This window comes from Billgrantia bachuensis (assembly GCF_011742165.1).
Classification (GTDB): domain Bacteria; phylum Pseudomonadota; class Gammaproteobacteria; order Pseudomonadales; family Halomonadaceae; genus Halomonas; species Halomonas bachuensis.
This window is the reverse complement of the sequence record NZ_JAAQTO010000065.1, coordinates 15160-41627: the sequence shown is the minus strand read 5'-3', so window position 1 is coordinate 41627 and position 26468 is coordinate 15160. Positions and strand designations below refer to the sequence as shown.

Sequence of the window (26468 nt, the reverse complement as noted above, 5' to 3'; positions counted from 1 at the left end):
GACACGGCTTGTTAGACACGAGGATCACGATGCGCGTTTCCCCCATCGCCACACGCCTGATTGCCCTGCTGCTGGCCGCCGCCCTGATCAGCGGCTGTGCCGGCAGGTCTGCCCCGGAAGAAGAACCGGACGAATTCGAGGGCGTTGCCGAACAGCAGCTCTACGACGAGGCGCGCGAAGCGCTCGATGATGGACGCTACACCACCGCCATCTCTCGCCTCGAGGCCATCGATACGCGCTATCCCTTCGGCCGCCATGCCGAACAGGCCCAGCTCGAGCTGATCTACGCCTACTACGAGACCAGCGACTGGGAAGCCACGCGCGCCGCCGCCAGTCGCTTCATTCGCCTGCATCCCACGCATCCCCAGGCCGACTACGCGCTCTACATGCGCGGGCTGGCCTCATGGCAGGCGGGCCGCTTCAGCCTCGAGCGCCTGCGTCTGATCGACATATCCAAGCGCGACCTGGGCGCCTCGCGAGACGCCTACACCGATTTCCGCGAGCTGGTGTCACGCTATCCGAACAGCGAATACGCGCCCGACGCCGAGCAGCGCATCGTCTACTTGCGCAACGTGCTGGCCCGCCATGAGCTGCACGTCGCCGACTTCTACTTGCGCAAGGGCGCCTACCTGGCCGCCGTCGAGCGTGGTCGCTGGGTGATCGAGAACTATCCCGAGGCCGAGGCCACCCGAGATGCACTGGCGGTGATGGTCGAAGGTTATCTCGGGCTCGATATGCGAGATCGTGCCCGCGAGGTACTGCAGGTACTGATCGAGAACGACCCGAACAACGACCGACTTCGTGGGCGCACCTTCCAACCGCAGCACGTGCAAGCTGAGTCGCTGTCGGCCTGACCCATCGCTCAGTTGAAGCAAAAGAACCCGCTAGCCCTGCTCGCGGGTTCTTTCGTTTGGCGCCGCTCAGTCGCCGGGCTGCCAGCCGTTGACGATGGGGTAACGGCGGTCACGCCCGAACCCACGCGGCGTCACCCGTACGCCCACCGGTGCCTGGCGGCGCTTGTACTCGTTGCGATCGACCAGTTTGACTACCTGATAGACGTCGTCACGATCGAAACCGGCGTCGATGATCGCCTCGGCGCTCATATCGCCCTCGATGTAGCGCGCCAGAATGGCATCGAGCGTATCGTAGTCGGGCAGCGAGTCGGTGTCCTTCTGGTCGGGCGCCAGTTCGGCCGAGGGCGGCCGAGTGATGACCCGCTCGGGAATCGCCGGCGACTGAGTGTTGCGCCAGCGGGCCAAGCGATAGACCCAGGTCTTGTAGACGTCCTTGAGCGCATTGAAACCACCCACCATGTCGCCGTAGAGCGTGGCATAACCCACCGCCATTTCACTCTTGTTGCCGGTGGTCAGCACCATCAGGCCCTTCTTGTTGGAAATGGCCATCAACAGCACGCCGCGGCAGCGAGACTGCAGGTTCTCCTCGGTGGTGTCGCGCTCGGTGCCGGCAAAGGTGTCCGCCAGGGTGGCCATGAAGGCGTCCACCATCGGCTCGATCGGCAGCACCTCGTAGTGCACGCCGAGCAGGCGGGCCTGCTCGGCGGCGTCGTCCTGGGAGATGTCGGCGGTGTAACGGTAGGGCATCATCACTGCGTGCACTCGCTGCGGACCCAGCGCATCCACGGCGATCGCCAGCGTCAAGGCCGAGTCGATGCCGCCGGAGAGCCCCAGCACCACGCCCTGGAAGCCGCTCTTGTTGACATAGTCGCGCACGCCGCTGACCAGGGCACAGTAGAGGCTTTCCTCGGGCTCCTCGTCAGGCTCGATCTCGCCCTCCCGCGGCACCCAGCCGTGCGATTCCTGCACGAACTGCACCGGCATCAGCCCTGCCTGCCAATAGGGCGCCACCACCCGGATCCGGCCCTCGGCATCGACGCAGGCCGAGCCGCCATCGAAGACCAGTTCGTCCTGGCCGCCAATGGTATTGACGTAGACCAGCGGCAGCGACACTTCGGATGCGCGCTGCTCTAGCAGGCGCAGGCGTTCGGCCGGCTTGTCCTGGTGATAGGGCGATGCATTCAGCGTGACGAGAATATCCGCTCCCGCATCACGAGCCGCTCGCACCGGCTCGCTGTCCCACACGTCCTCGCAGATCAGCACACCGAGCCTGACCCCCTTGTGCTCGATCACCAGGCTCTGCTCGCCGGTGGCGAAATAGCGCCGCTCGTCGAAGACCTGATAATTGGGCAGTATCTGCTTGGCGTATTCAGCGATCCATTCGCCGTTGTAGAGTAGCCCGGCCAGGTTGTAGCCGAGCCCCTCGCGGCGACCGGGATAGCCGATGATCACCAGCACGTCGCGGGACATCTTCGCCGCCATGCGGGCACGGGCCTCGCGCAGGCGGGTCTCCATGGAAGGGCGCAGCAGCAAATCCTCGGGGGGATAGCCGCTCAGGAACAGTTCGGGAAACACCACGATATCGGCGCCATGTTCGATGCGCGCCTCGCGAACGGCTTCGATGGCACGATCGGCGTTGCCGGGGATGTCCCCTACCAGCGGGTCCAGCTGCGCCATCACCAGCGTCAGATCTTGCATGGGCGTAGAAATCTCTTGAGAATCCGAAGTCATTGTATTGTCCCGCAAGGGCGTCCGGCTGGCAAAGCCGCTAGCCCCCATCTGGGAGACGAATAAGGATGAATCTTTTGCTCATTCGCCTGATCATCTTCGCCGTGCTGTTCTTCGCCGGCCTCAAGCTCTACCGCATGTACCGTGAATGGAAGCTGGACCATGAGAGCCAGCTTGACGCCGAGTCGCAGCAGGAGGCGGGGCAAATGGTGCGCTGTGCCTGGTGCAAGGTACATGTACCGGAAGCCGATGCCCTGCGTGACCAAGGCGAATGGTTCTGCAGCAGCGCCCATCGCGATCGCTTTTTGCAGGAGCAGCGCCCCGAAGACTAGACCTGCAGACATGGCGGCAATCGCCTACAAACTTCATCGGTAATGGCTGATAGACTCCGCTCCAGGCTCGTCTAGAGTGAATGCCTCGTGACCCGGGACATTACTCCAGGAGAGCTTCATGGACGCAGCTCGAGCTCCGACTTGCGCCGCCCTGCGCCAACGCGGCCTTACCCTCATCGAACTCCTCGCCGTCATCGCCGTGGCCATCGCGCTGATGGGCTGGGCAGTACCCGGTCTCCAGGCGATGAATGCGCGCCAGGAAGTCGTTGCCGAGGCGCATCGAATCCGTACGGCTCTCTCGCTGGCGCGCAACACGGCAATCACCCGTCGCACCCCTGTATTCGTCTGCCCCAGCCCCGATCAGCGGAGCTGCGTCATGGATGATTGGAGCGCCCCGTTGGCCATCGTGCTCGGCCCTTTGTCGGGCACCGCTTTCGACGAGTCTGCCTTGCTACGAGTCGTCGAGGCCAGCCGCGGCGTCAGCGTCAGCTATCGCCAGGATGGCAGGCCGGTACGCTATGGTGTCCTGGGACGTTCGGCGGGACACAATGGTACTTTCCGTATCTGCGGTCGCCATAACCAGGGCGCCCAATTGGTGCTCAGCAATTTCGGACGGGTGCGCGCCGGCAATGTCATCAGTTGCTGAGCGACCTGTCGCTTTGCCAAAGGAGCCTCCATGCGGCAAGCCATCGTGGGTTATCACCGGGACGACGAAAGACACTGGGTCGCCGAACTGGCGTGCGGCCACAATCAGCATGTCCGCCACCAGCCGCCCTGGGCCGAACGCCCCTGGGTCACGACAGAGGCCGGGCGCCGTTCGCGCCTCGGCCTCGAGCTCGAATGCGTCAAATGCGACCGCGGCGAACCGCGGGACAACCCCTAGGCAACCGCTAGCCCTTGGGCCCCATCAAGAGCCAGATAATCAGGCCGACCAGCGGAAATATCAGCAGCGCAAGGATCCAGAGGACCTTGGCGAAGGTTCCGGCCGAACTCTTGGCCACCTTGACGATGGCCCAGACCAGTATGATAAGCCAGATCAGGCCTAGCAGGCCGCCCACTTCGATTCCCATCAGACGTCTCCTTGTCCAGCGGTAGGTGTTGGTTCAAGGAGTAGCACGCAGCGACGAAGGTAACAAACCGAAACTGTAACTTTGAGTGATGACAAGTAACGGAATCAGCCGACCCGCCACCACTCGGGCAGCAGGCGTCGCACGTCCTGACGCTGGAAACGGTCATCCATCAGCACCAGGGTACCGCGGTCCTCGGGGCTGCGGATCACCCTCCCGGCGGCCTGGATTACCTTGATCAGCCCCGGTATGCGGTAAGCATAGGCATCGCCACTGCCGAAGCGTGCCTCCAGCCTGGCCTTGAGCGCCTCGTTGAAGGGGTCGAAGGGTGGCAAGCCAAGGGTGGCGATGAAGGCTCCGACCAGCCGTTCTCCGGGCAGGTCGATCCCCTCCCCGAACGCCCCGCCCAGTACCGCAAAGCCGATCCCCTTCTCGCCCGGCTGGAAACGTGCCAGGAAAGCATCGCGCTCGGCCTCGCTCATGCCGCGAGTCTGGCTCCAGCGGGGCAGCTCGGGATGCAGCCGTGCCAGCCGCTCTTCGACGGCCTGCAGATAGGCGAAGCTGCTCAAGAAGACGAGATAGAGCCCAGGTCGTCTGCGGTACTGACCGACCAGCTCGGCGACGATAGGGTCGAGCGAGGCCGAGCGGTCGCGCAGGCGCGTCGAGATACCGCTCTGGATGCGTACTTCGAGCTGATCGGCCCTGAACGGCGAGGTGACCGACTGCCAGACGCAATCATGCGGCAGCCCCAACAGGTCGCGGTGATAGTGCGCCGGCGACAATGTCGCCGAGAACAGCACGCTGCTGTGCGCCTGGGCGAAGCGCGGGGCAAGGAAGTCCGCCGGCACCAGGTTGCGCAGGCCGAGAATCGCGTGGCCACGGCCATGCCGGGTGAGGTCGCACAGCGAATGCTCACCGAACGATTCGGCCAGGCGGCAGAAGCCCAGGGCCTCGAACAGCCGCTCCTGCAGGGCAGGGTCGGCGCCGCCCGGGTGCTCGGCCAGATAGTCGGTAATCGCCGCCGCCACTCGCTGCAGGGTACCGACGAGCCGCTCAGGCAGGCCATCCAATACCCGATAAGCAGGCTGCCTCGTCTGCCCCTCTTCGATCCCGCCCTGCTCCCGCACCAGGGTCTGCCACTGGCGTATCAGTCGGCCAAGTGGCTTCACCAGCGGCGCGGGGGCGCTGCGGTGCAGGCGACTGAAGGCACGCTGGTCCAGCTCGCCGCTGTACATGCCTCGGGCGCGTTCCACCAGGTTGTGCGCCTCGTCCACCAGCAGCGCCAGGCGCCAGCCGTTGGCCTGGGCCAGGCCGTGGAGCAGCGCCGCGGCGTCGAAGTAGTGATTGACGTCGCCCACGCAGACATCGCTCCAGCGCGCCAACTCCTGGCCCAGGTAGTAGGGGCAGATATCGTGCTCGAGCGCCACCTCGCGCAGCGCCTCGCGATCGAGCCAGCCGCGTGCCACCGCGGCCCGGCGGGCGGCTGGCAGCCGGTCGTAGAAGCCGGCGGCCAGCGGGCAGGCATCGCCATGGCACGTCTTGTCGGGATTCTCGCAGGCCTTGCTTCGGGCAACCAGCTCCAGCACCCGCAGAGGAAGGTACTGCTTACCGCCCCCGGCCGTGCTCCCCTCCCTGTTCGCTGCGTCGGCCCTCAGCCTTGCCAGGGCTTCCAGCGCCAGGCGCCGTCCCGGCGTCTTCATGGTCAGGAAGGCGAGCCGGTCGATGCCTTGGCGCGGCATCGCCTTGAGGGTGGGAAACAGCGTGGCGACGGTCTTGCCGATCCCCGTGGGGGCCTGCGCCAGCAGGCAGCGCCCGGTAGCTGCCGCCTTGTAGACACCCTCGGCCAGTTCGCGCTGGCCCGGGCGAAAGCCTTCATGCGGAAAGGTCAGATCATCGAGCGCGGCATCGCGCGCCCGGCGATGAGCCTGCTCCTGCTCGGCCCAACCGAGGAAACGCTCACACTGGGTCTCGAAGAAAACGGTAAGCTCGGCAGCACTTGCCTGCTGGGTCAGTAGTGTTTCTCGTTCGCTGGCGATGTCGAGATAGACCAGCACCAGGGTCAGCGACTCGAGCCCCCGCTCAGCGCACAGCAACGCGCCATAGACCTTGACCTGGGCCCAGTGCAAGGCGCGCTGATTGGCAGCCATGCGCGACAGGTCGCCGCGGTGGGTCTTGATCTCCTCGAGGCGGTTTGTCGCCGGATCGAAGCCGTCGGCCCGGCCGCTGACGACGAGGCTGCGATAGTGTCCGCTCAGCGCAATCTCGCTTTCGTAGCCGTCGCCACGGCGCGCCGCCACCAGGGCGTGGCCGGCCATGCCCTCACGGGCGCTGGGCGAAGGCGTGAAGCGGTGATCGAGATCGCCCTCACGAGCAGTGAAGTCACACAGCGCTCGCACGGCCACTCGGTAGAGCGGCGGCTCGGCCCCCTTCTTGCCATCGCTCATGGCACTGCGTCCTGCCAGGTTACGTGGCAAACCGCGGCCTCAATGCCCCGGGACTCGAAGAACGCCAGCCAGCGGCGCTGGTTGTCCTGCAACCTGTCGCCCGGCCCCTTCACCTCGATCAGCCGATAACGAGGCTCAGCGCCGCCTGCTCCGGGCAGGAACTGAATCAGGTCGGGCAAGCCGGCGCGGTTGGCCTTGAGATCGGTCAACAGGCGCTCGAAGCAGGCGCGCAAATGCGCAGCGGGAATACAGGCCAGTGCCTGTTCGAGCAGCGCTTCGTCGAGCCCTTCCCAGTGCACGAAAGGCGATGCCAGCCCTCGCTTGTCGTGCCAGACGCGCCAGATGACCTCGCCGTGAGTTCCTTCATCGAGGTGGGCCAGGCAAGCCTCGAAGCGCTCGCGACGACGCGCCACGAAGTCGTCGCGATGAAGATCCGCCGGGCCAGCGTGGAAGGGATGGAAGAAGGCCCCGGGAAGCGGCGCGAACAGCGCCGACCAGCAGAGTAGCCCGAACAAGCCCGTCATGAGGACGTTCTCGACATAGTGCACTGGGGCTTCGGGACGGCTCAGATGCTCGGCTACGGCCTGTTCGACGCCCAGCGTCGCGGGACGCGGCAGGCTGAGGTCCATCCGCCGCGGCACGACTTCGGGCGCGCGCCCTGGCGGTGCCACCCCCAGCCGGCGACACAGCCTGGGCATCAGCCGTGCCAGCGCCTGGGTCTCCTGTTCGCCAGTCGCCGACGCCATTGCCTGGCTGGCCAGGGTATATGCCTGGCGATGCTCGCCCAGCCGCTCCAGCAGCCGCAGGCGACGAATGCGAGCCTCCACCTGGCCGCCCGGCCCTTCGCCGCCTTCGCCATAAAGCCTTAACGCCAGCGCCACCTGCCCGGTACGCTCGGCGGCATGGCCCAGGCGAAACAACAGCCTGCCCCGCCGCTGCGACAACCAGGCATTTTCCGCCAACGCCTCGGGGACCTCGGCCGCCAGCCGCTCGGGCGATTCGCCCGCTTCGAGGCGCTCGCGCAATCGATGCAGGACCAGGTAGGCGTCCACCTCCTCGCGGCGGTGAAAGGCGCGCGAGCCGGGCGTCAGTCCGACCCGCTCGAAGCGTTGCAGGCCAAGCTCCGTGAGCACGAACTCGGCCCAGTCCTGACGCAGGTTGCCGAAGAACATCAGTCGCAGCCGATCGCACCAGGGCATCACGGTCAACCGCACGATGCGCTCTCCTGCCAGTACCTCGTTGGCCTCGGGCCACCACTCTTCCAGTCGCCTCGCCGGGCGCTCCTGCGCCAGCAGCGCCTCACTCAGCGCGGCCTTGCGAGCCCTGGGCGAGAGCCCCTCGGCGACGATTGTCGGCGCCAGTGCCCGGCGCAGCTCGTCCAGGCGCAGTAAGGAGAACAGCTCGGCGAGAGCCAGCGCCGGAGCCGCATCAACCCAGCCCGCCTCGACCAGGGGAGCCAGCGCACTTTGGGTATTGCCGATCTCGGCATAGGCGAGTTTACCGCTGCGAAAGAGCTCGCCCTTGCGCATCACCATGCGCACCAGCAGCGCCTGGGATGGCTGCGGCAAGGCCCCGAAGTCGGTGACGAAGGCATGCTCTGCCGCGTTCAGCAGGTCACCGTGGCGTTCGCGCACCCAGCCGAGAACGAAGCGAAAATTCGCCAGGTAATAGAGCGGATCGTCGAGCGAGGCGGTGACGGAAGCAGTGCCTGAAATACTGTTCATGCATCCATGATATCAGCCTCGCAGCTCCTCGCCATCCTTGCGTTCAGCGCAGGCCTGCGGCGAGTGCGCGCACCACCTCGCCCGCGGGTATCTCACGGCAGGCACTGGCATTCTGCCCGGCCCACAGCGGCGAGAATTCGGCGCTGCCTACCGCCTCGGCGGCGCTGCGCAGCGGGGCGATGGCGGCGGTGGCCAGGGGAAACGCCGGAGCTACCTCACTGAGCGGGCCGAGCTCACGCATCAGCCGGGTGAGAATGCCGCGGGCCGGTCGGCCGGTGTAGAGATTGGTCAGCGCCGTATGTCGCGCGGCCTCGCTCTGCAGCGCCTGGCGATGGAGTGTCGAGGTGGTGGCTTCCGGGCAGCACAAAAAGGCGGTGCCGACTTGCACGGCCGATGCACCCAGGGCCAGGGCGGCCGCCACGCCACGCGCATCGGCAATCCCCCCGGCGGCAATCACCGGCAGCGAGACGGCCTCCACGACCTGGGGCAGCAGGGCGAAGGTGCCCACTTGGGTGGTAATGTCGTCGTCGAGGAACATGCCGCGATGGCCGCCCGCTTCCACGCCCTGGGCGATCACCGCGTCGACGCCGCGCGCCTCGAGCCAGCGCGCCTCTGCAACCGTGGTAGCCGAAGAGAGCACGATCGCTCCCCAGCCCTTGACCCGCTCGATCAGTGCCGGCTCCGGCAGGCCGAAGTGGAAGCTGACCACTTCCGGGCGGAACGGCTCCAGGGCGTCGCAGGCCGCCTGGTCGAACGGGCGCCGCCCGGCTCCGGCCGGCACGCTGTCGATGTCCAGGCCGAACTCGGCGTAATAGGGCGCCAGCGCCTGGTGCCAGCGCTCCAGACGTACATCGTCCGGCGTCGGCGCGGCATGACAGAAGAAATTGACGTTGAGCGGCCGCGTCGTCGCAGCACGGATGCGGCGCAGCTCATCTGCCATTGCCTCGGGCAAAAGCATGGCGCAGGGCAAGGCGCCCAGCCCACCCGCCTCGCTCACTGCCACGGCCAGGTCGCTGCCCTGCACGCCTGCCATGGGCGCCTGGAGGATGGGTAACTCGATGCCGAGCTGGCGGGTCAGGCTCATGGGTCTTCTCCCTGTTGTCATTTGCGCCACGGTCGCTTCGGCCCCAGGGTATCGGCAACGTAGGCGCCTCGTTCGCCCATTGGCCGGGACTCGCCCACCGTGGTGTCACGCCGGGTCTGGCGCTCCATTTCAGCGTTGATCTCGGCTCCCAGCAATACGACGTACGAAGAGAGCCAGAACCACAGCATCAACACAACCACGGCACCCAGTGAGCCGTATAGCTCATCCATATTGGCGAACTGGCTGACGTAGAGCGACAGCCCACCCGAACCGAGCAGCCACAGCAGCGTCGCTGTCACCGTGCCCGCGCTGACCCACTCCCAGTGCGGCGAGCTGCGATAGGGCCCATAGCGATAGAGCACGGCAATGACGAACATCATCAACAACAACAGCGCCGGCCAGCGCAGCCAGGTGATCAGGGTGACGAGAGGTCCCTCGAGGACGAGCCAGGCGACGGCGATGGGATACAAGGCCACGAACATGGTGGCCGCCAGCGACATCATGATCAACCCGACGGTCAAAGCGGCCGTCACCAGCATGCGCTGTACCAGACCGCGCCGGTCTTCCTCGCCATAGACCACGTTGAGCCCCACCATCAGGCCGCGTACTCCCTTGGAGGCGAGGAACATCGCCACGACCAGACCGAACAGAGCCGTCAGGCTGAGCCCGGTATCGGTGTTCTCGCTGACTTGCCGGGCCTGCTCGTTGATCAGCCGGGCACCCCCCGGGGGCATGAAGCGGCTCAGTTCGCCGATCTGGCGGGCCATCTCGGCCGGATCGAACGCCAACGCCCACAGCGATATGACCGCACCAATGGCCGGAAAGAGCGACAACAGCGCATAGAAAGCAATACCGGCCGCCAGCATGCCGACCCGATCATCCGTTAACTGCACCTTGACTCGCCAGCAGATATCCAGCCACCCCGGGCCGGGAATCTGGTCCGGTCTTACAGCTCGCCTGCCTCGCCAGAAATTCGCCATTCCTCTCCTCAGGGCTGCTGCGCCGGACGCAGGACCATACGGGTATCACGTATTTCGATATCGAACCGATTGAGAAAGCTCATGCCCAGCAGGGCCATGTCATCACCAAGCCCAGGACTGATGGAGCCACGCACCTCGGCGGCGGTAAAGCCTCCCAGGCTGACCTCATCGAGCCAGGTCATGTCGCCGCGTACACGTCCGTTGGCGGTGTTGAACCAGGCGGCCCCCGCACGCTCCAGCCCCAACCGCTCGGCCAATTCAGCCGACACAGCGACGTAGGTGGCGCCGGTGTCGAGCAGGAAATCGACCGGCTCGCCATTGATGCGCCCGGTAGCTACGAAGTGGCCCGAGCGGTTGCGCTCGAGCACGATCGACTCCTCCGCCCCGGTCACGGCATTGACCAGATGAGCATTGGGATTGCGCTGGGTCTCGATGAAGCCATGCAGCCACCAGCTGCCGAAGCCGATGAAGGCCACCCAGAACAGCAGCATCATGCCCATTCCGGTACGCCGGATCGAACCGCTCTGTCGGCTCATGTCCCGTCTCCTGGTTAGCAGGCTTCACCCGCTTTGACACCCCTGTTCCCACTGTCTGTACTAAACGGCGCCAAGCTTCCCTTGGCTGCATTCTCTCTGGCATTCGCCGGGCGTCATCCGCGGATGCCCAGCGACCCGATAACGACAAGGATAGCCACATGCACGACAGCATCTCACATTCGACCGTGAACGTTGCCCGCCATTCCCAAGGCTCCCTGCACCTTGCCTGTGCTGCCCTGGCCAACTTCATGCTGCTCGCCAGCAGCACAGCGGCGGCATGGGATGGGCTGGTGGAAAAGCAGGTCTTCGAGATGGAGGAGTACACCACCGTCGGCGGCGAGACCATCGCCCCGGTACGCATCGGCTGGGAGGCCTACGGCGAGCTCAACGAAGAGAAGGACAACGTCATCCTGATCACCCACTTCTTCTCCGGCACCAGCCATGCCGCCGGCCGTTACGCCGAGGATGACGCCGCACCCGGCTACTGGGACGCCATCATCGGTCCCGGCAAACCGCTGGATACCGACGAGTACTACATCATCGCCTCGGACACCCTGGTCAACCTCAATGCCCACGCCCCCAACGTGACCACCACCGGGCCGGCCACGACCAACCCCGAAAGCGGCGAGCCCTGGGGCACGGATTTCCCGCTGGTCAACATTCGTGACTTCGTCGAGGTGCAAAAGGCGCTGCTCGAGAGTCAAGGTATCGAACGTCTGCACGCGGTGATGGGAGCCTCCATGGGCGCACTGCAAGCCTACGAGTGGGCCAGCGCCTATCCCGAGCGGGTCGAACGGCTGATCCCGGTGATCGGTGGGGGTGTCACCGACCCCTGGCTGCTGGCCACCCTGAGCGCCTGGGCCGCGCCCATCCGCCTGGACGCCAACTGGAACGAGGGCGACTACTACGCCGGCGAGCCGCCGCTGGACGGTCTGCGCGAATCGCTCAAGCTGGTCACCCTCGACGCCAACCACTGGCAGTGGGCCAATGCCACTTTCGACCGTAGCTGGGCCGACGATGACGCCGACCCCACCCGCGAACTCGAGGCGCGCTACGCCATCGAGCAGACACTCGACGACATCGCTGCGGCGCGGGCCGAAGTCGCCGACGCCAACCATTTCCTCTACCTGGTGAAAGCCAACCAGGCGTTCGTCACCGGCCACGGCGAGAGCCTCGAGGAGGGGCTGGCACGCATCGGCGCCCCCAGCCTGATTCTCTACAGCGAGAACGATCTGGTCTTTGCGCCGCAAGGCGTGCGTGAAACCGCCGAGTTGATCGAGGCCGACGGCACCGAGGTCGAGCTGGTCACGCTTGAAGGCAGTCGCGGCCACCTCGACGGCGTGCTGGCCATTGGCCAGGCCGGCGATCGCATCCGCGACTTTCTTGCCGAGTGAGGCGTCTTGGCTAGCCCGTTAGAGACCGCAGCAGCAGGTAGGCGCCCATGGCCAGCAGACCACTGAGGAAGACGCGGCGAAAGGTCGCCTCGGAAAGCCGTTGGCGCAACCGCTGACCAAGCTGCATGCCGAGAAGGGCCGGTATCACCGCGCCCACGGAGAGCAGCGCAAGCTCCATGCTGAGCAAGCGCTGCTCACCCATGGAGAACCCTAGTGCCATGGTGGTAACGACGAACAGTACGCCCATGGCCTGGATCAGCATGTCCCGTGGCAGGCCGAGGGATTGTAGATAGGCCACGCCGGGAAACACCGAGGAACCGGTCATACCGGTAAGCAGGCCGGTCAGCGCACCATTCACGGGTGCCGCATGGCGACCACGGCTGACCAACTTGCCGAAGCCGAGATTGAACAGCCCCGAAAGGGCATAGAAGGCGATCAATACGCCCAGCAGGCCGGAAAGCCAGCGAACGTCGACCCTGGCCAACACGCCCACGCCCAGCCACACGGTAACCACCGAGGCCAATAGGAAGGGCCAGAGGCGCCGCAGGATCTGCTGCAGGTCCCCACCTGCCAGCGCCTGCCAAACATTGGTGACGATGGTCGGTGCCAGCAGCAGGGCCATGGCCGATGGCAACCCCACCGTGGCGGTGAGCAATGCCAGCGACACCGTCGGCATACCCATGCCGATCACGCCCTTGACGATACCGGCGACAACGAAGGTTGCGGCCACCAGTGCCAGCAACACAGGATCCAGGGTCATCGCCCGGCGTCTCCCGGCATGGCGTGCCCGTTGCGCGCCTCCCACTCGACGGCCGCCTGTTGCCCCCGGGCCTGGTTTACCGCCAGGCAGATCAGCATCGCCACGATGAACAACGCCGCGCACAGCAGGATAGAGGCCTGCAGCCCCACCACCGTCTGCAAGAGCCCCAAGCCGATGATGCCGATGACCCCGGCAAGCTTGTTGGCCAGCCCCCAGAAGCCGAAGAACTCGGCGGCCTTGCGCGTGGGCGAGAACAGCCCCACCAAGGCACGGCTGGCCGATTGGCTCGAGCCCAGCGAGAGCCCCGCCAGGCAGCCCACGAACAGGAACAGGTGCTGGGCCTCCCAGTCGAGCCCCAGGCTGGCGTTGAGCCAAGCGGTGACCTCCGGCGTGGCCCAGATGGCGAGTATCGCCGCCACCCACAGCAGCAGGGTCAACTGGTAGGTGATCTTGGTGCCGATACGATCCTGCAGGAAACCGAAGCCCAGCGCACCGGCCGCGGCGGTGATCTGTACGATGATGAACATCACGTTGCGGATCGATTCGTCCCAGCCGATCACCTGGGCGCCGTAGATGAAGGCGAAGGCGATGATAATGTAGACGCCGGCCATGGAGAACAGCAGCGACACCAGGAAGATGCCCAGGTCGCGAAAGCGCCGCAGCTCATGCAGGGTGGTGGAGACGCGCTCCCAGGCGATCTCACGATAGCGCTTGCGGTGCGGCTGGGGCGTGCCTCGCTCCTTCACCCAGAGAAAGGTGGGAATGGCGGTGACCAGGAAGAACGCCGCAGCGAAGGGACCCACCCAGCGGATGCGCTCGAAGTTGTCGGCCGTGGCCTCGCCCAGCGCCACCAGGGTGAAACCGGCGGCAAAGAGGCCGCCCACGTAGCCCAGCGCCCAGCCGAAGCCGGAGATCTTGCCGAGGTCCTGCGGCGGGCCGAGGTCGGGCAGGAAGGCGGCAATGAACGACTCGCCCATGGAGTAGGCGTAGTTGGACACCACGATCAGCAAGAACCCGAGCATGACGTAGCCAGGCGCGACGAAATAGAGCAGCGCGGTCGCCACCACGGTGGCGATGTAACTGACGAACAGGAAACGCTTCTTGGCCGCTCGGTAGTCCATTACCGCACCGCAAAGCGGGCCGGTGATCACCACCAGCAGGTAGCTGACGGCCAGCGCCAGACTCCACAGCAGGTTGGCCAGGCGGAAGCCGTCATCGCGATCGCCGACGATGACGGTGGTGAACAGCTCACCGAACACCACGGTGATGATCAGCAGCGTATAGGCCTGGTTGGCGAAATCGAACATCGCCCAGCCAAAGATTTCCCGCTTTGACGCCCGCAGTCTGGGTGTCGTACCGCCAACGGCCGGCATCGCGCTCATCGTCCCTCCTCTCCCTGCCTGCCTCATCCGAAGCGCCTAGCCTATCAGCTTATCGGGAGAAGAATGACGACAAGACTGCTTTCACTACACTAAGAGCGACATTTCAGACTGGAGACAAGCAATGGAACGCTTGAGTGTTATCTCCTTGCTGGGGCTGACCTTGGCCGCAGCATCGGTACATGCCGAAGAAACGTCCTTGAGCACCACCCAGGACTTGCGTTTGGTGCCGGTGGCGGAGGACCTCGAACAGCCTTGGGGCGTGGCCGTCCTGCCCGGTGGACTCTTCGTCATCAGCGAGCGCACCGGACAGATCCAGACGTTCTACAACGGCGAACGGCAAGAGGTCGAAGGTCTGCCCGGTATCCATGTCGAGGGCCAGGCAGGCCTGCTCGACGTCGCCGCCTCTCCCGACTACCCCGATACCGGCTGGATCTACTTCACCTACGCCAGCGGCGATACCGACTCCACTGCCACGGCGCTGGCACGCGGTCGCCTGGCCGGCGACCAACTGGTGGACGTGGAAGAGTTGTTTGAGCAGAACCGGCGCTCCGAACCCGGCCCTCGTGCCGGCTCGCGACTCGCCTGGCTGGAGGACGACACCCTGCTGATGTCCGTCGGCGACCGCGGTGACCCCGAACGGGCTCAGGATACCCAGGACCATGCCGGCTCGATACTGCGGCTCGACCCGCAGGGCCTGGCGCCAGAGGACAATCCGCTCCTCGAAGAGGCCGGCTTCCTTCCCAGAATCTACTCATGGGGGCATCGCCACGTTCTGGGATTGGCCGTGGATGAGAAGCGCGGCTACGTCTGGGCCGTGGAAGCGCGCAGCAACGGTCATGACGAAGTGCTGCTCATCCAGCCCGGCAAGAATCACGGCGCGGCGGCTGAGGGTGAAGATACCGAATTGCTGGAACTGGGCGCCAGCAGCGGATTCTTCAATGAGGAGGAAGTCGTCGAGCCTGCCTATCGCTTTTCCGAGAACGTGTCGCCTTCGGGCCTGGCGGTGATCAATGGGGATCATTATCCCGAGTGGGAGGGGAACCTGCTCGTCGGCGGACTGGAGAGCGAGCAGCTCCATCGCCTCGTCATAAGAGGCAATGAAGTTACCGAAGAGGAAGCGCTGCTCGACGAGACATTCGGCCCAGTACGTGACGTGCGCCAAGGGCCCGACGGCTATATTTACATGCTTGTCGGCGACGAGAGCGGCACGCTCTATCGACTAGAGCCCGAAGCGTAACGCTCACCTTCGCATTCGGTCGGCCCGCGATGCCTGTCGGCCGGCAATAGCCATTCGCAAAACGTGGAGAAAGGCGTTCTTCACTTCTCGCCATACCACGGGCATTATCTTTGTTAACCTGGGTTAAGCAATTTTGTCATGCTGTTGGCTTCATCCAGGCGCCACCTGACCAGACAAACGCAGACAGGCGGCTCGTAACCGTGACTGGCACCGTCACGCGGAGGTCAGAAGAACAAGCAGGCAGGGGCAGAGCGCATGAAAAAGTGGCTATTGCTGATGCTGGTATTGCTGCCCCTCCCGGCAGCGGCCGGCCTGGAAGGGCTGACCTTCATCACCGAAGAGTACCCACCCTACAATTATCGGCACAACGATCGCCTCGAAGGTATTTCCATCGAGCTGCTCGAACGGATCTTTGCCGAGACAGATACCGCGCTATCCCGCGACGACGTGCTCTATTACCCATGGGCACGCGGCTACGATACCGCCCTATCCGAGCCGGGTACGGTACTCTTCTCCACCACGCGCACCGAGCAGCGCGAGGAGCTGTTCCAGTGGGTCGGTCCCATTGCCACCGATAGGGTCACGCTGATTGCTCGTCGTGACAGTGGCATCAAATTGAACGATATCGAGGATGCGATCGCCGGCGGCTATCGCATCGCCATCATCCGTGAGGATATCGGCGATCAGCGGCTACAGGAAGCCGGCGTGCCGGAAAGTCAGGTGCATGCGGCGATTTCCAATGTCAGCGCACTGCGCATGCTCGAGCGTGGCCGGGTCGACCTGTGGGCCTATGGCGAAGACGTGGCCTTCTGGCTGATGCAGGAGGAGGGCCTGCCCACTACTGACTTCGTTCCCGCATTAACCATCAGTGAGTCCGATCTTTACTATGCCCTGCATCGCGACACGGACCCGCTCCTGGTCGAGCGCATGCAGATGGCACTGGATCGTCTGCGCGAACAGGGTGTCGTCAGCGATATCCTCGGCGGCACCATCGCCTTCAATACCGAGGAGTACCCGCCCTACAATTATCAAGACGACGACGGCCGGGTTACGGGGAACGCCACCGAACTGCTGCGGGCCGCCCTGGATGACGCCGAACTCGCCGCCGACTTCCGCCTGCTGCCCTGGGCACGGGCCCTGACCGAAGCCCAGCTGCGCGAGCGCCACTGCGTCTATTCGACTACCCGCACGCCCGAGCGCGAGTCGCTGTTCACCTGGGTGGGTCCCTTGGTATCGAGTACCTGGGCCGCCTTCGCCCTCGAAGAGGCAGGCATCGAAGCCGACTCCCTGGCCGACCTGGCAGAGCTGCGCGTGGGCAGCTTTCGCAAGGATGCCGTCGGCCAATACGTGGCCAATCAAGGGGTTCCCATCGTCGTGGCCAGTGCCGAACGCGAGAACGTCGGCCGTCTGCGTGCCGGATTGATCGATGCCTGGGTCACCGGCGAACAGACCGCCTGGCTCCTCGCCGAGGAGGCCGACCTGCCGCTGCGTCGTCTGTTCTCCTTCAACGAGGTGGATCTTTATCTGGCCTGCCACCCCTCGGTTCCCGATCACTTCATAGCCCGGCTGCAAGCCGCTCTCGATCGGGTACGGGCCAACAGGGAGAAACCTCAGTGAGCCACCCCCCTGGCATGGAACGCCAGACCGGCAGGCGCAGCCTGACCGCCAAGCAGGCCGGGCTCACCCTGGCCATCGCGCTGTTGCTCAGCATTCTTGCCGGTGTCATCGAACTGGCCCTCGATGCCCGCGCGATGCGACAGGAAATCGTCAATGACACTCGCTACCGCCTTGACCTGGTGCACGGCACCGCGGCAGAGGCCGCTTTCCAGCTCAACCCCGACCTGGCAACTCAGGTCGTCGAGGGACTATTCAACGGCGGTCGTGTCGATAGCGCGGCCCTCACGGACGATTTCGGCCGTGTCATGGCCACGCGTCAACGTCAGTTCGAACCCGCCTCCAGTTGGTTGGCACACGTCCTGTTCGACGACATCCTGCACTACCAGCAGACGCTCAATTACCAGGCCGGTACTGACAACTCGGCCCAGCCAGTGGGCGAACTCAAGCTGACGCTGGCGCTCGACCGCCTGGCACGCGACTTCATCGATCGCAGCCTGCTGATCTTCTCGTTGGGCGTTGCCAAGTCACTGGCCATAGCGGCGCTGCTTGCCCTGGTGTTTCACTGGTTCGTGACACGCCCCTTGCTCCGCGTGCATGCGGCGATTGTCGCCACCGACCCGCGCCAACCCGGCCGCTGGCCGAAACCCGCCATGGGCCGTCATGGCAACGACGAGCTGGGGCACCTGGTGGAGAGCGTCGACCAGTTGCTGCTGGCTTTCCAGCAGGGCCTCGACCAGCGCGACCAGCTGCATCAGATCTCGACCATGGATGGACTAACCGGCATTGCCAATCGTCGCCACTTCGACGCCTTTCTCGCTCGCGAGTGGCAGCGTGCCCGGCGCAATGGCCATGCACTCTCGGTGATCTTCATCGACATCGATCACTTCAAGGAGTTCAACGACCACTACGGCCACGTCGCTGGCGACGATACGCTGAGAGCCATCGCCGAGGCGCTCACGCGGGTGGTCCATCGCGCCTCCGACCTGGTCGCCCGCTACGGCGGCGAGGAGTTCGTCTGCGTACTGCCCGATACCGACCTGGAGGGCGCCCTGCGAGTAGCGGAGCGGATTCACCTGGAAATACGCGCACTCGACATTCCCCATGCGCACGCGACCCACACCGACCGGGTCACCGCCAGCCTGGGCGTGGCCAGCTGTGCGCCGGCACTCGACGACACCGGCCATGAGGAACTGATGGCCCAGGCCGACAGCCAGCTTTATCGCGCCAAGCGCCAGGGCCGCGACCGGGTGGCCGCACAGATCTGAGCATGGTTGGGGAACCGGCCCGGCAGCGGGGAATCGATAGGAGTAGCATCAGCCAGAGGCGGAGAAGCCGTATGAACAGACGCGATGAGTTCATCGAGCAGATGAAGGCCCGACTGGACGAATGGAACGCCGAGATCGACGCCCTGGTCGCCCGCGCGCGCCGGGCAGGCGCCGAGGCACAGACCCGCTACCAGGATGACATCGAGCGGCTGCGGCGGCGCCGCGACGAGACCCGCCGTCGGCTAGACGAGTTGCAGTTTGCCAGCGAGGCGGCCTGGGACTCCCTGCAGCAGGGGCTCGACGATGCCTGGGAGCTGATGCGCAAGGCACTGCGCGATGCCCAGCGGCACGAGCCACCGCCCAAGGACGTCAACGAAGACGATGGCCCGAGCCACTCCCCCGGGGGCTCGCCTTAGGCAGGCGAAGGCTTGGCCTAAGGCTCACGCTGGGACGGCGGCTCCTCCTCCGAGTCGGGTGACTGGATCTCGCTGCCGCGCTGCAGCCTGTCGGTGGCGGTACCGCCGCGGCGTGCCAGTTGTGCCAGCCGGTCGATCTGGGCGTCGAGCTGGGGCAACGCTTCCTGGCGATAGTGGGACAGGTCGTCGATCGCGCCCAGCACGTCGTCGAAAGCCTGCTCCAGCGCCTGCATGTCAAGCTGGGCCGAGGCGGCACGGGTCTGGATCTCCACGCCCTGCTGGCGCAACGTTCTCGCCGTTCCGGCTATCATCTCCGACGTGGTGGTATTGAGCGATTCGACGCGGTCGAGGACCAGGCGCTGATTGGCCAGCGCCAGCGCCACGGCGACGGCCACGGTCAGCGCCGACACGGTCACGTGAATGGCCCGGTCGACGCCGCGAATCAATTCGCGATTGTTGCGAATGATCACTTCCAGGGCCAGCACGCCCTGTTGGCTGACCGCCTGTTGCTGCTGCAGGTCGACGATGCGCTGGCGCAGCGGGAAGACCAGTTCCTCCTCGATGAAGGCGCGCTGCGGATGCGCGTCGCCGAGCCGTTCCAGTGCCTGCACCAGGCGTCGGTCGATCAACCGTCCCAGGTCGACCTGACGCTGCAGCCGTCCCAGCAGCTGGCGCAGGCTCTCCTGGTCATCGCTGAGCGTGATGTTGTCACGACGCAGCATGTCGCGCCCCGCCTCCAGGTCGGCAATGATGGCATCCAGCGCCTGCTGGGCATTTTCGAACTTGCGGAAATAGCGCTGCACGCGACTGCCTGCCCCGGGAATGCGCGACAGCAGGCGGTCGAACGGCCCCGACGCCAGGCGATGCTGATGAGGGTCGAGATCCTGCATGTGCCCGCGCAGGTCGATCAGCGCCTTGGCCACCGGACCGCCCTCATCGCCCTGATGGGCCAGCTTGCGCAACGGCGCCTGCAGCATCTCGCTGTGATGCGCCGCCTGCTGCTGCAATTCGAGGCCCATCTCGTCCACCGCACGCCGCTGGCGCTCGAGCGCGGCGCCTTCGCTGGCCAGCACTTCGTCGACGAAGCTATCCGCCAACTGCTCCAGCTCAGGGTCGTCGATCACGATCTCTTCGCCATCCATCGGCTCGGGAGCGACCTCCTCGAGTTCACTGGCGATCTGCTCCACCGGCGGCAGCGAGAGCGGCGAGCCACGTTCGGACGACTGATTCATAAGCGTTCCCCCTTCAGGCGCTTTTCCACACCTTAGCAAGCTACGCCGGCGTACTGCTCAACGCCGGCCAGCGAGATGCTCAACGGCGTTCATGGCGGCTGTAGCGATCCGCTCCCTCGATGAAGCGTCGCAGCTCCTCCAGCGCCCGGTCGGTGGCAAGCGTGGCCTGCGGTCGCCCCGTCTCGACCCGGGCGAGAGCCACCGCCGTATCGTCGAGCAGCGTCAGCGCCGATTCGTTGCGCGCGACCAAGCGCCGCAGGCGATGGTCGGTCTCCTCGATCAGCTCGAGCCGACGCTTGAGCGCAATCCGCTCCTCGACGGACAGCCGGCTTCCCTCCTGATCCAGGCGCCGGCGTACATAGTCGCCGTCCAGCCCCGTCACGCCACGCGCCTGGGCCGCCATGGAGGTGAAGGTATCCACCGCACCGAGGCAGACTTCGGTGATCAGCCCCCGGGAGCGCTCGAAGGCCAGCTCGCTGCGGTCGAAGCGCGCCGACAGCAGCTCCATCACATGCGCATAGCGGGTGTAGAAACGGTCGACCTGGCTCGCCAGATCGGCACGTCTCACGTCGAGCAGCCCCTGCTTGGCGCGGCACAGCGACAGCACCAGCTCATCGGCATCCACCGGCGGCCGGTCGGGGTCCAGCTCGGCCACGCCGGTTTCCCGCGCGGCACGCTCCTGCTCGGCGCGCCGCCGCTCGCTTTCGGCCGCCAGCCGCTCCTGCAACCGGCGATGGTGCCGCCGCGCTCGCCAGCGACGCCAGCCACGCTCCACGGGCAGCGATACCCCCACCGCCACCAGGCCGGCCAGCCAACCGCCCAGGCTAGGCCCGAAGCCGCCCCACAGCGACGTCAGCCACAGCACCGTGCTGATGAAGGGTACCAGCAGGCAGTAGCGAAACAGCACCTGGAAGCGGTTGGGGTTATCGGTGGCTACCGCCAGCCGCGGGTTGGCCAGCCCGACCAGACACCATGGCAGGCAGGTGACGAAAAGCCCGTAAGCGAATCCCTGCAAGAATCCCAGCATAAGCCTCGTGCGCCAGCGGGTAGATGCCTCTGAGTGTACGGGGGCCGACGACGGCGTGCGAGCCTGACGATCTCAGCGGCACAGGCGGAAACCACGCATGCCGAAGTGAAAGTGGTCGGCATGGGCGCGGTTGTACGCCGGGCCCAGCACGTTGCCGAACAGGTCGCAGGCGCCGTTGCGCGCCTCGCGCAGGAAGGCTCCCCGCGCCCCCTCGTCGTTCCAGTGTTCGAGCAGGGTGATCCTACGTCCATCCTCCAAGCGGAAGGCGGCAACGTCCAAGGCCTCGGCCGTGGCATGCTCGCTGCGTCGGCCGCTCTCGCGACCATAGACATTGCGACAGGAGAAGCTGCCGAAATGTTCGATACGCGCCACTCGGGTGCCGAAGTGGGCCTCGGCTGCCGGCTGCAGGCGCTGGCGCTCGTACATGACCCAGGCCAGGGCCAGCGGACAGCTCGCAACGAAACTGGCATTGAACGCGACGTCGCTGCCATGCAGGCGCACCACGTTGCTCAGCGGGCAACCGGGCGAAGGCTCGTAATCATCCAACGGCGTCATCTGCAGCGTCCCCTCAGGGGCCGTGCCGAGCGCCGTCAGGCACCCCTCACGGTCGTCGGCCAGGCGATGCAGTTTCCACTTGGTGACCGGGGTCAGGATGTCGTCGACGCTCAGCGGTTTCCAGGGATGCCAATGGGCGGGTATTCGCTCCTCGAACTGCCACCAGGCAGCAGCAACGACGGCGACCAACATGACCAATACCAGCAACGAGCGCATCTCGACCCCGCGCTAGCGCAACAAGTGCAATACCAGCGCCACGCCCCCCACCGCCAGGGCCGTGAGCACGGCAAGGTCAACCGCACGGTCGAGCCAGCGATCGAAGTTGTTCTGATTCCCGCGGTTCGGCTGCCGCCGGCGGGTGGCGCCTCGCTGAAGCGCGCGACGGCGTGGGCCGATGAGAGACATGGTAGACGTCCGGTTCCCCATTCTTCTCAGAGCTTACGGCCTGCGCCCCCCACTGGCTACCTGCTATTTGGGGCTGACTTTTAACGCCATATTGCTCAAGCACAAACCGCTTGCGGACACACCTAGCCACCTTCGCGGCGGTTGATGCGCCGATTGATCACATTGGGCGCGCGACGCAGCCGTTCCTGCTCGCCCAGCGCCTCGGCCTCGAAGGCATCGGCGCCCACCGGTGTCTCGCCATGGCGGCGGTAGAGCTGGGTGAGCATGGCCCGGCGGTCGGCGCGCAGCTCGCGAATCAGTACCACGATCATGCCGTAGAGAATGAAGGTGAAGGGCAGCGCCGAGAGTACTGCTGCCGATTGCAGCCCGGTCAAGCCACCGGCGGCAATCAACGTGAGGCAGATGGCGGCAATCAACACGCCCCAGGCTACCCGCTTGAACAGCGGCGGGTTGATCGAGCCGTTGTCGGTCATCTGGGCCACGATATAGGACGCCGAATCGGCCGAGGTGACCAGGAAAATGAAGATCAGCAGCATGGCGATAACCGAGAGCACGCCGGTAAAGGGCATGAGCTCGAACATCTCGAACAACGCCACGGTGATGTTGGCTTCGGTGGCGCTCGCCAGGCCAACGTCGCCGGCCAGCTCCATGTGCAGGGCGGCGCCGCCGAACACGCCGATCCACAGGCAGGCCAGCAGCGGCGGCACGATCAGCACGCCGAAAACGTACTCCTTGATGGTGCGACCGCGCGACACCCGAGCCACGAAGGTGCCGACGAACGGCGACCAGGCGATTACCCAGGCCCAGTAGAAGATCGTCCAGTTGGCCGCCCAGGTGTTGTCGGTAAAGGGCGAGATACGCAGGCTCATGCCGATAAAATTCTGCAGGTAGTCACCGACACCCAGAGTGATGGTCTCGAGGATCATCACCGTGGGGCCGGTCACCAGCACATAGAGCATCAGGCCGATGCACAGGATCATGTTGAGGTTGGAGAGCCGGCGGATTCCCTTGTCCAGCCCCGACCAGGTGGAGGCCATGTAGGCCAGGAACATCAGGAACAGGATGATGGACTGCCAAAGTACGCTTTCCGGTAGACCGAACACGGCGTTGAAGCCACCGTTGAGCTGTAGCACCCCCAGCCCCAGCGAGGTCGCTACGCCCATCACCGTGGCCACCACGGCGAACACGTCCAGGGTCGGTGCGTAGGGGCGCACGCGAGGGTACTTGGCTGCAATGGACGACAGCACCGACGAGACCAGCCCGGCCTGCCCCTTGCGGAACTGGAAATAGGCGATGATCAGGCCCACTACCGAAAACGCCGCCCATTGGTGAATGCCCCAGTTGAAGTAGCTGTACTGGATGGCGTAGCGTGCCGCCTCGGTGCTCTCGGCGGGCACGTCGCCGTAGGGCGGTTCGACGTAGTGGAGCATGGGCTCGGCCATGCCGTAGAACACCAGGCCCACGCCGAAGCCGGCCGCCAGCAGCATGCTCACCCAGGAGAAGAAGCTGAAGCTCGGCGTACTGTCCTGCGGCCCCAGGCGGATCTTGCCGTACTTGCTCAAGGCCAGCGCCAGCAGGAAAACCACGAAGCCGAACACCGAAAAGAGATAGAACCAGCCGAATAGCCGGGTCACGCTGGCAAGCGCGGCGTCGGCCGCCTCGCCGAAAGCCTCGGGAAAACCGGCGCCGAGTGCCACCAGCGCCAGAATGATCAGGGCCGACACGGTAAAGACCCGTTGCCCTCCATGGTTGGCCATAAGGCGCTCCTTGCTTCGTCCTTGAACGCTCTCATCCTAGCAGGCCAACCCTGACGCCACACAATCCACTGCCACCGTATCGATTCGGGCCACAAAACCATTGCATCGTGGCGTCGAGAGGACGATTCTGGAGAAACCAAGCAGGCTAAAGGTTTTGAGTCTCGAACATGCCCCGACTTTCCGACACCCCACTATCCGTGCTCGACCTGGCACCGATCCGCCAGGGCGGCACCATCGCCGATAGCTTCGCCGAGAGCGTGGCGCTGGCCCGGTTGACCGAACGCCTGGGCTTCACCCGCTACTGGCTGGCCGAGCATCACAGCCTCGACGGCATCGCCAGTGCCGCCACTGCCGTGATGATCGGCCATATCGCCGGCGCCACCTCGCGCATCCGCGTGGGTAGCGGAGGCATCATGCTGCCCAACCATGCCCCGCTGGTCATCGCCGAGCAGTTCGGCACGTTGGAGACCCTCTACCCGGACCGCATCGATCTGGGGTTGGGCCGCGCGCCGGGCTCCGATGCCGCCACCATGGCCGCGCTGCGTCGCGACCCATATGCCGGTGCCGAGAACTTCCCCGAGCTGCTGGCCGAGCTGCAGGGTTTCCTCGACGACGAGCAGCCCGGCCAGCGCGTGCGCGCCGTACCCGGCCAGGGCACCCGGGTACCTCTCTGGCTGCTCGGCTCCAGCGGCTACAGCGCCCAGCTCGCGGCCCGCGAGGGGCTGCCGTTCGCTTTTGCCGCCCAGTTCGCACCGGGCTACCTGCACGAAGCGCTGCGGCTTTACCGCGACAATTTCCGCCCCTCGGCACTACTCGAACGCCCCTACGCCATGGTCGGGTTGCCGGTGATCGCCGCCGAAGACGACGAACGCGCCCAGTTCCTCGCCTCCACCACCCGTCAGAAGTTCCTCGGCATGGTACACGGCCGCCGCACCCGCTCGCTGCCGCCGGTCGAGACCCTCGACTGGACGCCCATGGAGCGCGTCCAGGTGGAGCAATTCCTGGGCGCGGCGGTCATCGGCGGGCCCGATACCGTGCACGCAGGGCTAGAACGCTTTCTCGAGCAGACCGGGGCCGACGAACTGATGCTCAACACCGATACCTACGCCAGCGAGGATCGCTTGCGCAGCTACGAGATCGTCAGCGAGGTGTGGCACGCATGACCCCACCCGTAGCTGGTGCACGACTCGATCTCCCCGGCGTGCTCTCCGGCATCCGCCGCATGGCGCCGCTGTCGCTGTTCGTGGTGATCTTCGGCCTGGCCTTCGGCGTGGCCGCTCTGTCGCGCGGCCTGTCGGGCCTGGAGGCCATGCTGATGAGCGCGCTGGTCTTCGCCGGTGCCTCGCAGTTCGCCGCCCTGGAGCTGTGGGGACCGGAAATTCCGCTGTTGCCGCTGATCGCCACTACCTTCGCCATCAACGCCCGCCATCTGCTGATGGGAGCCGCCATCCAACCCTGGCTGGCCCATCTGCCACCCCGACAGCGCTACGCCAGCCTGGTGGTGATGAGCGACTCCAACTGGGCCATGGCCGCCGCCGATCACCAGCGCGGCGAAACCAACGTCGGCATGCTGGTGGGAGGCGGCATCGCCCTGTGGCTGACCTGGCTGGCAGGCACGCTGCTCGGGGTAATCTTCGGCAGCGGCATCGAGGAGCCCCAGCGCTTCGGGCTCGACGTGATCATGGGCTGCTTCCTGCTGGCCATGCTGGTAGGCGGGCGCCGCGACCTGTCGATGCTGCTACCGTGGAGCGCCGCTGCACTGGCCGCCCTGGCGGCAATGGTCTGGCTACCGCCGCACTCCCACGTGATCGTCGGGGCCCTGGCCGGTGGGCTTGTCGGCCTGCTGGTACCGCCCAGCCGCGGGGAGCGGGAGGCCACCGCATGACTCTGCCCTCGACGGCGGCGGGAGCCGTCATTGCCATCATGATCATGGCGTTTATCACCTACCTGACCCGCGCCGGCGGCGTGTTCGTGATGTCGCGCATTCCCATCGGCCCCAAGGTGGAGCGATTCATCAATGCCATGGCAGGCTCGGTGCTGGTCGCGGTGATCACGCCCATGGCGGTGCAGGGCGACTGGGGCGCACGTCTGGCACTGTTGGCCACCCTCGTGATGATGCTGACCACCCAGAAGGCCCTTGCAGCGATCACTGCCGGCATCGTGACCGCTGCCCTGTGGCGACTGGTCGCATAGGCTCCAGGGAACGATCCTTGTCCCACAGTCTCAAAGGGACAGTCATTCGCACGCCGCGCTGCGGCGTCATCATCGGAGACGTCCATGTTCGATCGCAACGATCCTCGCCGCAACGCCGCCTGGCAGGCCGCCCAGCAGTGGCGCGCCCGGGCGAATCAGGCGCCCCGCGGCCCCCTGGGTGGGTTGAAGCTGATCCTTACCTGGCTGCTGTTCGGCCTGCTGCTGATCGTCGGCACCGTACTCGGCCTGTTCTTCCTGCTGCTCGGCTGGGCCATGCTGCCGTTCGTGCGCTACCGCATGAAGAAGCGCCTCGAGCAGATCCGCGCCGAGCAGGCCAAGGATGCCGGCGGCAGCCACCATTACAGCGAGACCCGCTATCGCGAGGCCCACTACCGCGGAGACCGTCGCCCGGGCGAGCATGAACTGCTGGAGGGCGACTACGAGGTTCGCGACGACGAACGCAACGGCTGACCGGCTGG

At 65.5% G+C, this 26468-nt stretch carries 27 protein-coding genes; 13 read left to right on the top strand and 14 right to left on the bottom strand.

Annotated features, from left to right (window positions below; all coding sequences use genetic code 11):
- Nucleotides 1-29 precede the first annotated feature (29 nt).
- On the top strand, nucleotides 30-854 hold the full coding sequence (locus HBJ55_RS21425; protein WP_167120058.1) for an outer membrane protein assembly factor BamD: 825 nt from the start codon (nucleotides 30-32) through the stop codon (nucleotides 852-854).
- Between the two features lie 66 nt (nucleotides 855-920).
- Here the strand turns inward: HBJ55_RS21425 and HBJ55_RS21420 are convergent, their stop codons facing one another.
- Nucleotides 921-2552, bottom strand: a complete 1632-nt coding sequence (locus tag HBJ55_RS21420; RefSeq protein WP_167120055.1) for an NAD+ synthase — start codon at nucleotides 2550-2552, stop codon at nucleotides 921-923.
- Between the two features lie 98 nt (nucleotides 2553-2650).
- On the opposite strand from HBJ55_RS21420, the gene HBJ55_RS21415 reads away from it, so the two are divergent.
- The 3 genes from HBJ55_RS21415 (at nucleotide 2651) to HBJ55_RS21405 (ending at nucleotide 3797) form a co-directional block, all read left to right on the top strand.
- On the top strand, nucleotides 2651-2914 hold the full coding sequence (locus HBJ55_RS21415) for a PP0621 family protein (RefSeq protein ID WP_167120052.1): 264 nt from the start codon (nucleotides 2651-2653) through the stop codon (nucleotides 2912-2914).
- A gap of 118 nt (nucleotides 2915-3032) precedes the next feature.
- Nucleotides 3033-3560, top strand: coding sequence for a GspH/FimT family pseudopilin (locus HBJ55_RS21410; RefSeq protein WP_167120086.1), 528 nt, complete (start codon nucleotides 3033-3035; stop codon nucleotides 3558-3560).
- A 30-nt stretch (nucleotides 3561-3590) separates the two neighbouring features.
- Nucleotides 3591-3797, top strand: coding sequence for a DUF3565 domain-containing protein (locus tag HBJ55_RS21405; protein ID WP_167120049.1), 207 nt, complete (start codon nucleotides 3591-3593; stop codon nucleotides 3795-3797).
- A 7-nt stretch (nucleotides 3798-3804) separates the two neighbouring features.
- On the opposite strand, the gene HBJ55_RS21400 is transcribed toward HBJ55_RS21405, so the two are convergent.
- The 6 genes from HBJ55_RS21400 to HBJ55_RS21375 all read right to left on the bottom strand — a co-directional run bounded on the left by HBJ55_RS21400 (nucleotide 3805) and on the right by HBJ55_RS21375 (nucleotide 10749).
- Nucleotides 3805-3984 (bottom strand): PLDc N-terminal domain-containing protein, encoded by a 180-nt coding sequence (locus tag HBJ55_RS21400; RefSeq protein WP_167120046.1) that lies wholly within the window; start codon nucleotides 3982-3984, stop codon nucleotides 3805-3807.
- Nucleotides 3985-4088: 104 nt separating this feature from the next.
- Nucleotides 4089-6425: an ATP-dependent DNA helicase gene (locus HBJ55_RS21395; protein WP_167120043.1), complete on the bottom strand. Its 2337-nt coding sequence runs from the start codon at nucleotides 6423-6425 to the stop codon at nucleotides 4089-4091.
- Nucleotides 6422-8149: a VRR-NUC domain-containing protein gene (locus HBJ55_RS21390; RefSeq protein WP_167120040.1), complete on the bottom strand. Its 1728-nt coding sequence runs from the start codon at nucleotides 8147-8149 to the stop codon at nucleotides 6422-6424. Before HBJ55_RS21390 ends, HBJ55_RS21395 begins: the two co-directional genes overlap by 4 nt.
- Before the next feature lie 43 nt (nucleotides 8150-8192).
- On the bottom strand, nucleotides 8193-9233 hold the full coding sequence (locus tag HBJ55_RS21385) for an NAD(P)H-dependent flavin oxidoreductase (RefSeq protein ID WP_167120037.1): 1041 nt from the start codon (nucleotides 9231-9233) through the stop codon (nucleotides 8193-8195).
- Between the two features lie 17 nt (nucleotides 9234-9250).
- Complete coding sequence (locus tag HBJ55_RS21380; RefSeq protein WP_338072065.1) at nucleotides 9251-10126, bottom strand: YihY/virulence factor BrkB family protein; 876 nt, start codon at nucleotides 10124-10126, stop codon at nucleotides 9251-9253.
- Nucleotides 10127-10221: 95 nt separating this feature from the next.
- Nucleotides 10222-10749: a retropepsin-like aspartic protease family protein gene (locus tag HBJ55_RS21375; RefSeq protein WP_167120031.1), complete on the bottom strand. Its 528-nt coding sequence runs from the start codon at nucleotides 10747-10749 to the stop codon at nucleotides 10222-10224.
- A gap of 158 nt (nucleotides 10750-10907) precedes the next feature.
- On the opposite strand from HBJ55_RS21375, the gene HBJ55_RS21370 reads away from it, so the two are divergent.
- Nucleotides 10908-12143, top strand: coding sequence for an E22 family MetX-like putative esterase (locus tag HBJ55_RS21370; protein WP_167120028.1), 1236 nt, complete (start codon nucleotides 10908-10910; stop codon nucleotides 12141-12143).
- A 10-nt stretch (nucleotides 12144-12153) separates the two neighbouring features.
- Here HBJ55_RS21370 and HBJ55_RS21365 read toward each other — a convergent pair whose 3' ends face one another.
- Complete coding sequence (locus HBJ55_RS21365) at nucleotides 12154-12903, bottom strand: sulfite exporter TauE/SafE family protein (protein ID WP_167120025.1); 750 nt, start codon at nucleotides 12901-12903, stop codon at nucleotides 12154-12156.
- Nucleotides 12900-14285: an MFS transporter gene (locus tag HBJ55_RS21360; protein WP_167120022.1), complete on the bottom strand. Its 1386-nt coding sequence runs from the start codon at nucleotides 14283-14285 to the stop codon at nucleotides 12900-12902. Before HBJ55_RS21360 ends, HBJ55_RS21365 begins: the two co-directional genes overlap by 4 nt.
- 121 nt (nucleotides 14286-14406) lie before the next feature.
- Between HBJ55_RS21360 and HBJ55_RS21355 the strand changes: the two genes are divergently transcribed.
- The 4 genes from HBJ55_RS21355 to HBJ55_RS21340 all read left to right on the top strand — a co-directional run bounded on the left by HBJ55_RS21355 (nucleotide 14407) and on the right by HBJ55_RS21340 (nucleotide 18820).
- On the top strand, nucleotides 14407-15522 hold the full coding sequence (locus tag HBJ55_RS21355) for a PQQ-dependent sugar dehydrogenase (RefSeq protein ID WP_167120019.1): 1116 nt from the start codon (nucleotides 14407-14409) through the stop codon (nucleotides 15520-15522).
- Between the two features lie 255 nt (nucleotides 15523-15777).
- Nucleotides 15778-17139, top strand: coding sequence for a substrate-binding periplasmic protein (locus HBJ55_RS22500; protein WP_240936234.1), 1362 nt, complete (start codon nucleotides 15778-15780; stop codon nucleotides 17137-17139).
- Nucleotides 17136-18404: a GGDEF domain-containing protein gene (locus HBJ55_RS21345; protein WP_338072064.1), complete on the top strand. Its 1269-nt coding sequence runs from the start codon at nucleotides 17136-17138 to the stop codon at nucleotides 18402-18404. The genes HBJ55_RS22500 and HBJ55_RS21345 overlap by 4 nt, the downstream gene beginning before the upstream one ends.
- 71 nt (nucleotides 18405-18475) lie before the next feature.
- Complete coding sequence (locus HBJ55_RS21340; protein ID WP_167120016.1) at nucleotides 18476-18820, top strand: sll1863 family stress response protein; 345 nt, start codon at nucleotides 18476-18478, stop codon at nucleotides 18818-18820.
- A 17-nt stretch (nucleotides 18821-18837) separates the two neighbouring features.
- Here the strand turns inward: HBJ55_RS21340 and HBJ55_RS21335 are convergent, their stop codons facing one another.
- The 5 genes from HBJ55_RS21335 to HBJ55_RS21315 form a co-directional block, all read right to left on the bottom strand.
- Nucleotides 18838-20052: a toxic anion resistance protein gene (locus tag HBJ55_RS21335; protein WP_167120013.1), complete on the bottom strand. Its 1215-nt coding sequence runs from the start codon at nucleotides 20050-20052 to the stop codon at nucleotides 18838-18840.
- A gap of 79 nt (nucleotides 20053-20131) precedes the next feature.
- Nucleotides 20132-21079: a cobyrinic acid a,c-diamide synthase gene (locus tag HBJ55_RS21330; protein WP_167120010.1), complete on the bottom strand. Its 948-nt coding sequence runs from the start codon at nucleotides 21077-21079 to the stop codon at nucleotides 20132-20134.
- A 72-nt stretch (nucleotides 21080-21151) separates the two neighbouring features.
- Complete coding sequence (locus HBJ55_RS21325) at nucleotides 21152-21826, bottom strand: extensin-like domain-containing protein (RefSeq protein ID WP_422674226.1); 675 nt, start codon at nucleotides 21824-21826, stop codon at nucleotides 21152-21154.
- A 36-nt stretch (nucleotides 21827-21862) separates the two neighbouring features.
- A complete protein-coding gene (locus HBJ55_RS21320) occupies nucleotides 21863-22039 on the bottom strand; it encodes a hypothetical protein (protein WP_167120004.1) in 177 nt (58 codons plus the stop codon).
- A gap of 122 nt (nucleotides 22040-22161) precedes the next feature.
- Complete coding sequence (locus HBJ55_RS21315; protein ID WP_167120001.1) at nucleotides 22162-23796, bottom strand: BCCT family transporter; 1635 nt, start codon at nucleotides 23794-23796, stop codon at nucleotides 22162-22164.
- Nucleotides 23797-23963: 167 nt separating this feature from the next.
- On the opposite strand from HBJ55_RS21315, the gene HBJ55_RS21310 reads away from it, so the two are divergent.
- From HBJ55_RS21310 to HBJ55_RS21295, 4 genes are all read left to right on the top strand, one after another.
- Nucleotides 23964-24959, top strand: coding sequence for an LLM class flavin-dependent oxidoreductase (locus HBJ55_RS21310; protein ID WP_167119998.1), 996 nt, complete (start codon nucleotides 23964-23966; stop codon nucleotides 24957-24959).
- A complete protein-coding gene (locus HBJ55_RS21305; protein ID WP_167119995.1) occupies nucleotides 24956-25681 on the top strand; it encodes an AzlC family ABC transporter permease in 726 nt (241 codons plus the stop codon). The genes HBJ55_RS21310 and HBJ55_RS21305 overlap by 4 nt, the downstream gene beginning before the upstream one ends.
- Entirely contained in the window at nucleotides 25678-25989 is a 312-nt protein-coding gene (locus HBJ55_RS21300) for an AzlD family protein (RefSeq protein ID WP_167119992.1), read from the top strand. Before HBJ55_RS21305 ends, HBJ55_RS21300 begins: the two co-directional genes overlap by 4 nt.
- 84 nt (nucleotides 25990-26073) lie before the next feature.
- A complete protein-coding gene (locus tag HBJ55_RS21295; RefSeq protein ID WP_167119989.1) occupies nucleotides 26074-26460 on the top strand; it encodes a hypothetical protein in 387 nt (128 codons plus the stop codon).
- Nucleotides 26461-26468: the final 8 nt, after the last annotated feature.

Coding starts and splice junctions, on each gene's coding strand:
- HBJ55_RS21320 (WP_167120004.1), bottom strand. CDS start 22,039: ATGTCTCTCATCGGCCCACGCCGTCGCGCGCTTCAGCGAGGCGCCACC.
- HBJ55_RS21365 (WP_167120025.1), bottom strand. CDS start 12,903: ATGACCCTGGATCCTGTGTTGCTGGCACTGGTGGCCGCAACCTTCGTT.
- HBJ55_RS21360 (WP_167120022.1), bottom strand. CDS start 14,285: ATGAGCGCGATGCCGGCCGTTGGCGGTACGACACCCAGACTGCGGGCG.
- HBJ55_RS21295 (WP_167119989.1), top strand. CDS start 26,074: ATGTTCGATCGCAACGATCCTCGCCGCAACGCCGCCTGGCAGGCCGCC.
- HBJ55_RS21330 (WP_167120010.1), bottom strand. CDS start 21,079: ATGCTGGGATTCTTGCAGGGATTCGCTTACGGGCTTTTCGTCACCTGC.
- HBJ55_RS21305 (WP_167119995.1), top strand. CDS start 24,956: ATGACCCCACCCGTAGCTGGTGCACGACTCGATCTCCCCGGCGTGCTC.
- HBJ55_RS21370 (WP_167120028.1), top strand. CDS start 10,908: ATGCACGACAGCATCTCACATTCGACCGTGAACGTTGCCCGCCATTCC.
- HBJ55_RS21395 (WP_167120043.1), bottom strand. CDS start 6,425: ATGAGCGATGGCAAGAAGGGGGCCGAGCCGCCGCTCTACCGAGTGGCC.
- HBJ55_RS21405 (WP_167120049.1), top strand. CDS start 3,591: ATGCGGCAAGCCATCGTGGGTTATCACCGGGACGACGAAAGACACTGG.
- HBJ55_RS21335 (WP_167120013.1), bottom strand. CDS start 20,052: ATGAATCAGTCGTCCGAACGTGGCTCGCCGCTCTCGCTGCCGCCGGTG.
- HBJ55_RS21310 (WP_167119998.1), top strand. CDS start 23,964: ATGCCCCGACTTTCCGACACCCCACTATCCGTGCTCGACCTGGCACCG.
- HBJ55_RS21420 (WP_167120055.1), bottom strand. CDS start 2,552: ATGCAAGATCTGACGCTGGTGATGGCGCAGCTGGACCCGCTGGTAGGG.
- HBJ55_RS21410 (WP_167120086.1), top strand. CDS start 3,033: ATGGACGCAGCTCGAGCTCCGACTTGCGCCGCCCTGCGCCAACGCGGC.
- HBJ55_RS21425 (WP_167120058.1), top strand. CDS start 30: ATGCGCGTTTCCCCCATCGCCACACGCCTGATTGCCCTGCTGCTGGCC.
- HBJ55_RS21315 (WP_167120001.1), bottom strand. CDS start 23,796: ATGGCCAACCATGGAGGGCAACGGGTCTTTACCGTGTCGGCCCTGATC.
- HBJ55_RS21300 (WP_167119992.1), top strand. CDS start 25,678: ATGACTCTGCCCTCGACGGCGGCGGGAGCCGTCATTGCCATCATGATC.
- HBJ55_RS21375 (WP_167120031.1), bottom strand. CDS start 10,749: ATGAGCCGACAGAGCGGTTCGATCCGGCGTACCGGAATGGGCATGATG.
- HBJ55_RS21385 (WP_167120037.1), bottom strand. CDS start 9,233: ATGAGCCTGACCCGCCAGCTCGGCATCGAGTTACCCATCCTCCAGGCG.
- HBJ55_RS22500 (WP_240936234.1), top strand. CDS start 15,778: ATGAAAAAGTGGCTATTGCTGATGCTGGTATTGCTGCCCCTCCCGGCA.
- HBJ55_RS21390 (WP_167120040.1), bottom strand. CDS start 8,149: ATGAACAGTATTTCAGGCACTGCTTCCGTCACCGCCTCGCTCGACGAT.
- HBJ55_RS21400 (WP_167120046.1), bottom strand. CDS start 3,984: ATGGGAATCGAAGTGGGCGGCCTGCTAGGCCTGATCTGGCTTATCATA.
- HBJ55_RS21340 (WP_167120016.1), top strand. CDS start 18,476: ATGAACAGACGCGATGAGTTCATCGAGCAGATGAAGGCCCGACTGGAC.
- HBJ55_RS21415 (WP_167120052.1), top strand. CDS start 2,651: ATGAATCTTTTGCTCATTCGCCTGATCATCTTCGCCGTGCTGTTCTTC.
- HBJ55_RS21325 (WP_422674226.1), bottom strand. CDS start 21,826: ATGTTGGTCGCCGTCGTTGCTGCTGCCTGGTGGCAGTTCGAGGAGCGA.
- HBJ55_RS21355 (WP_167120019.1), top strand. CDS start 14,407: ATGGAACGCTTGAGTGTTATCTCCTTGCTGGGGCTGACCTTGGCCGCA.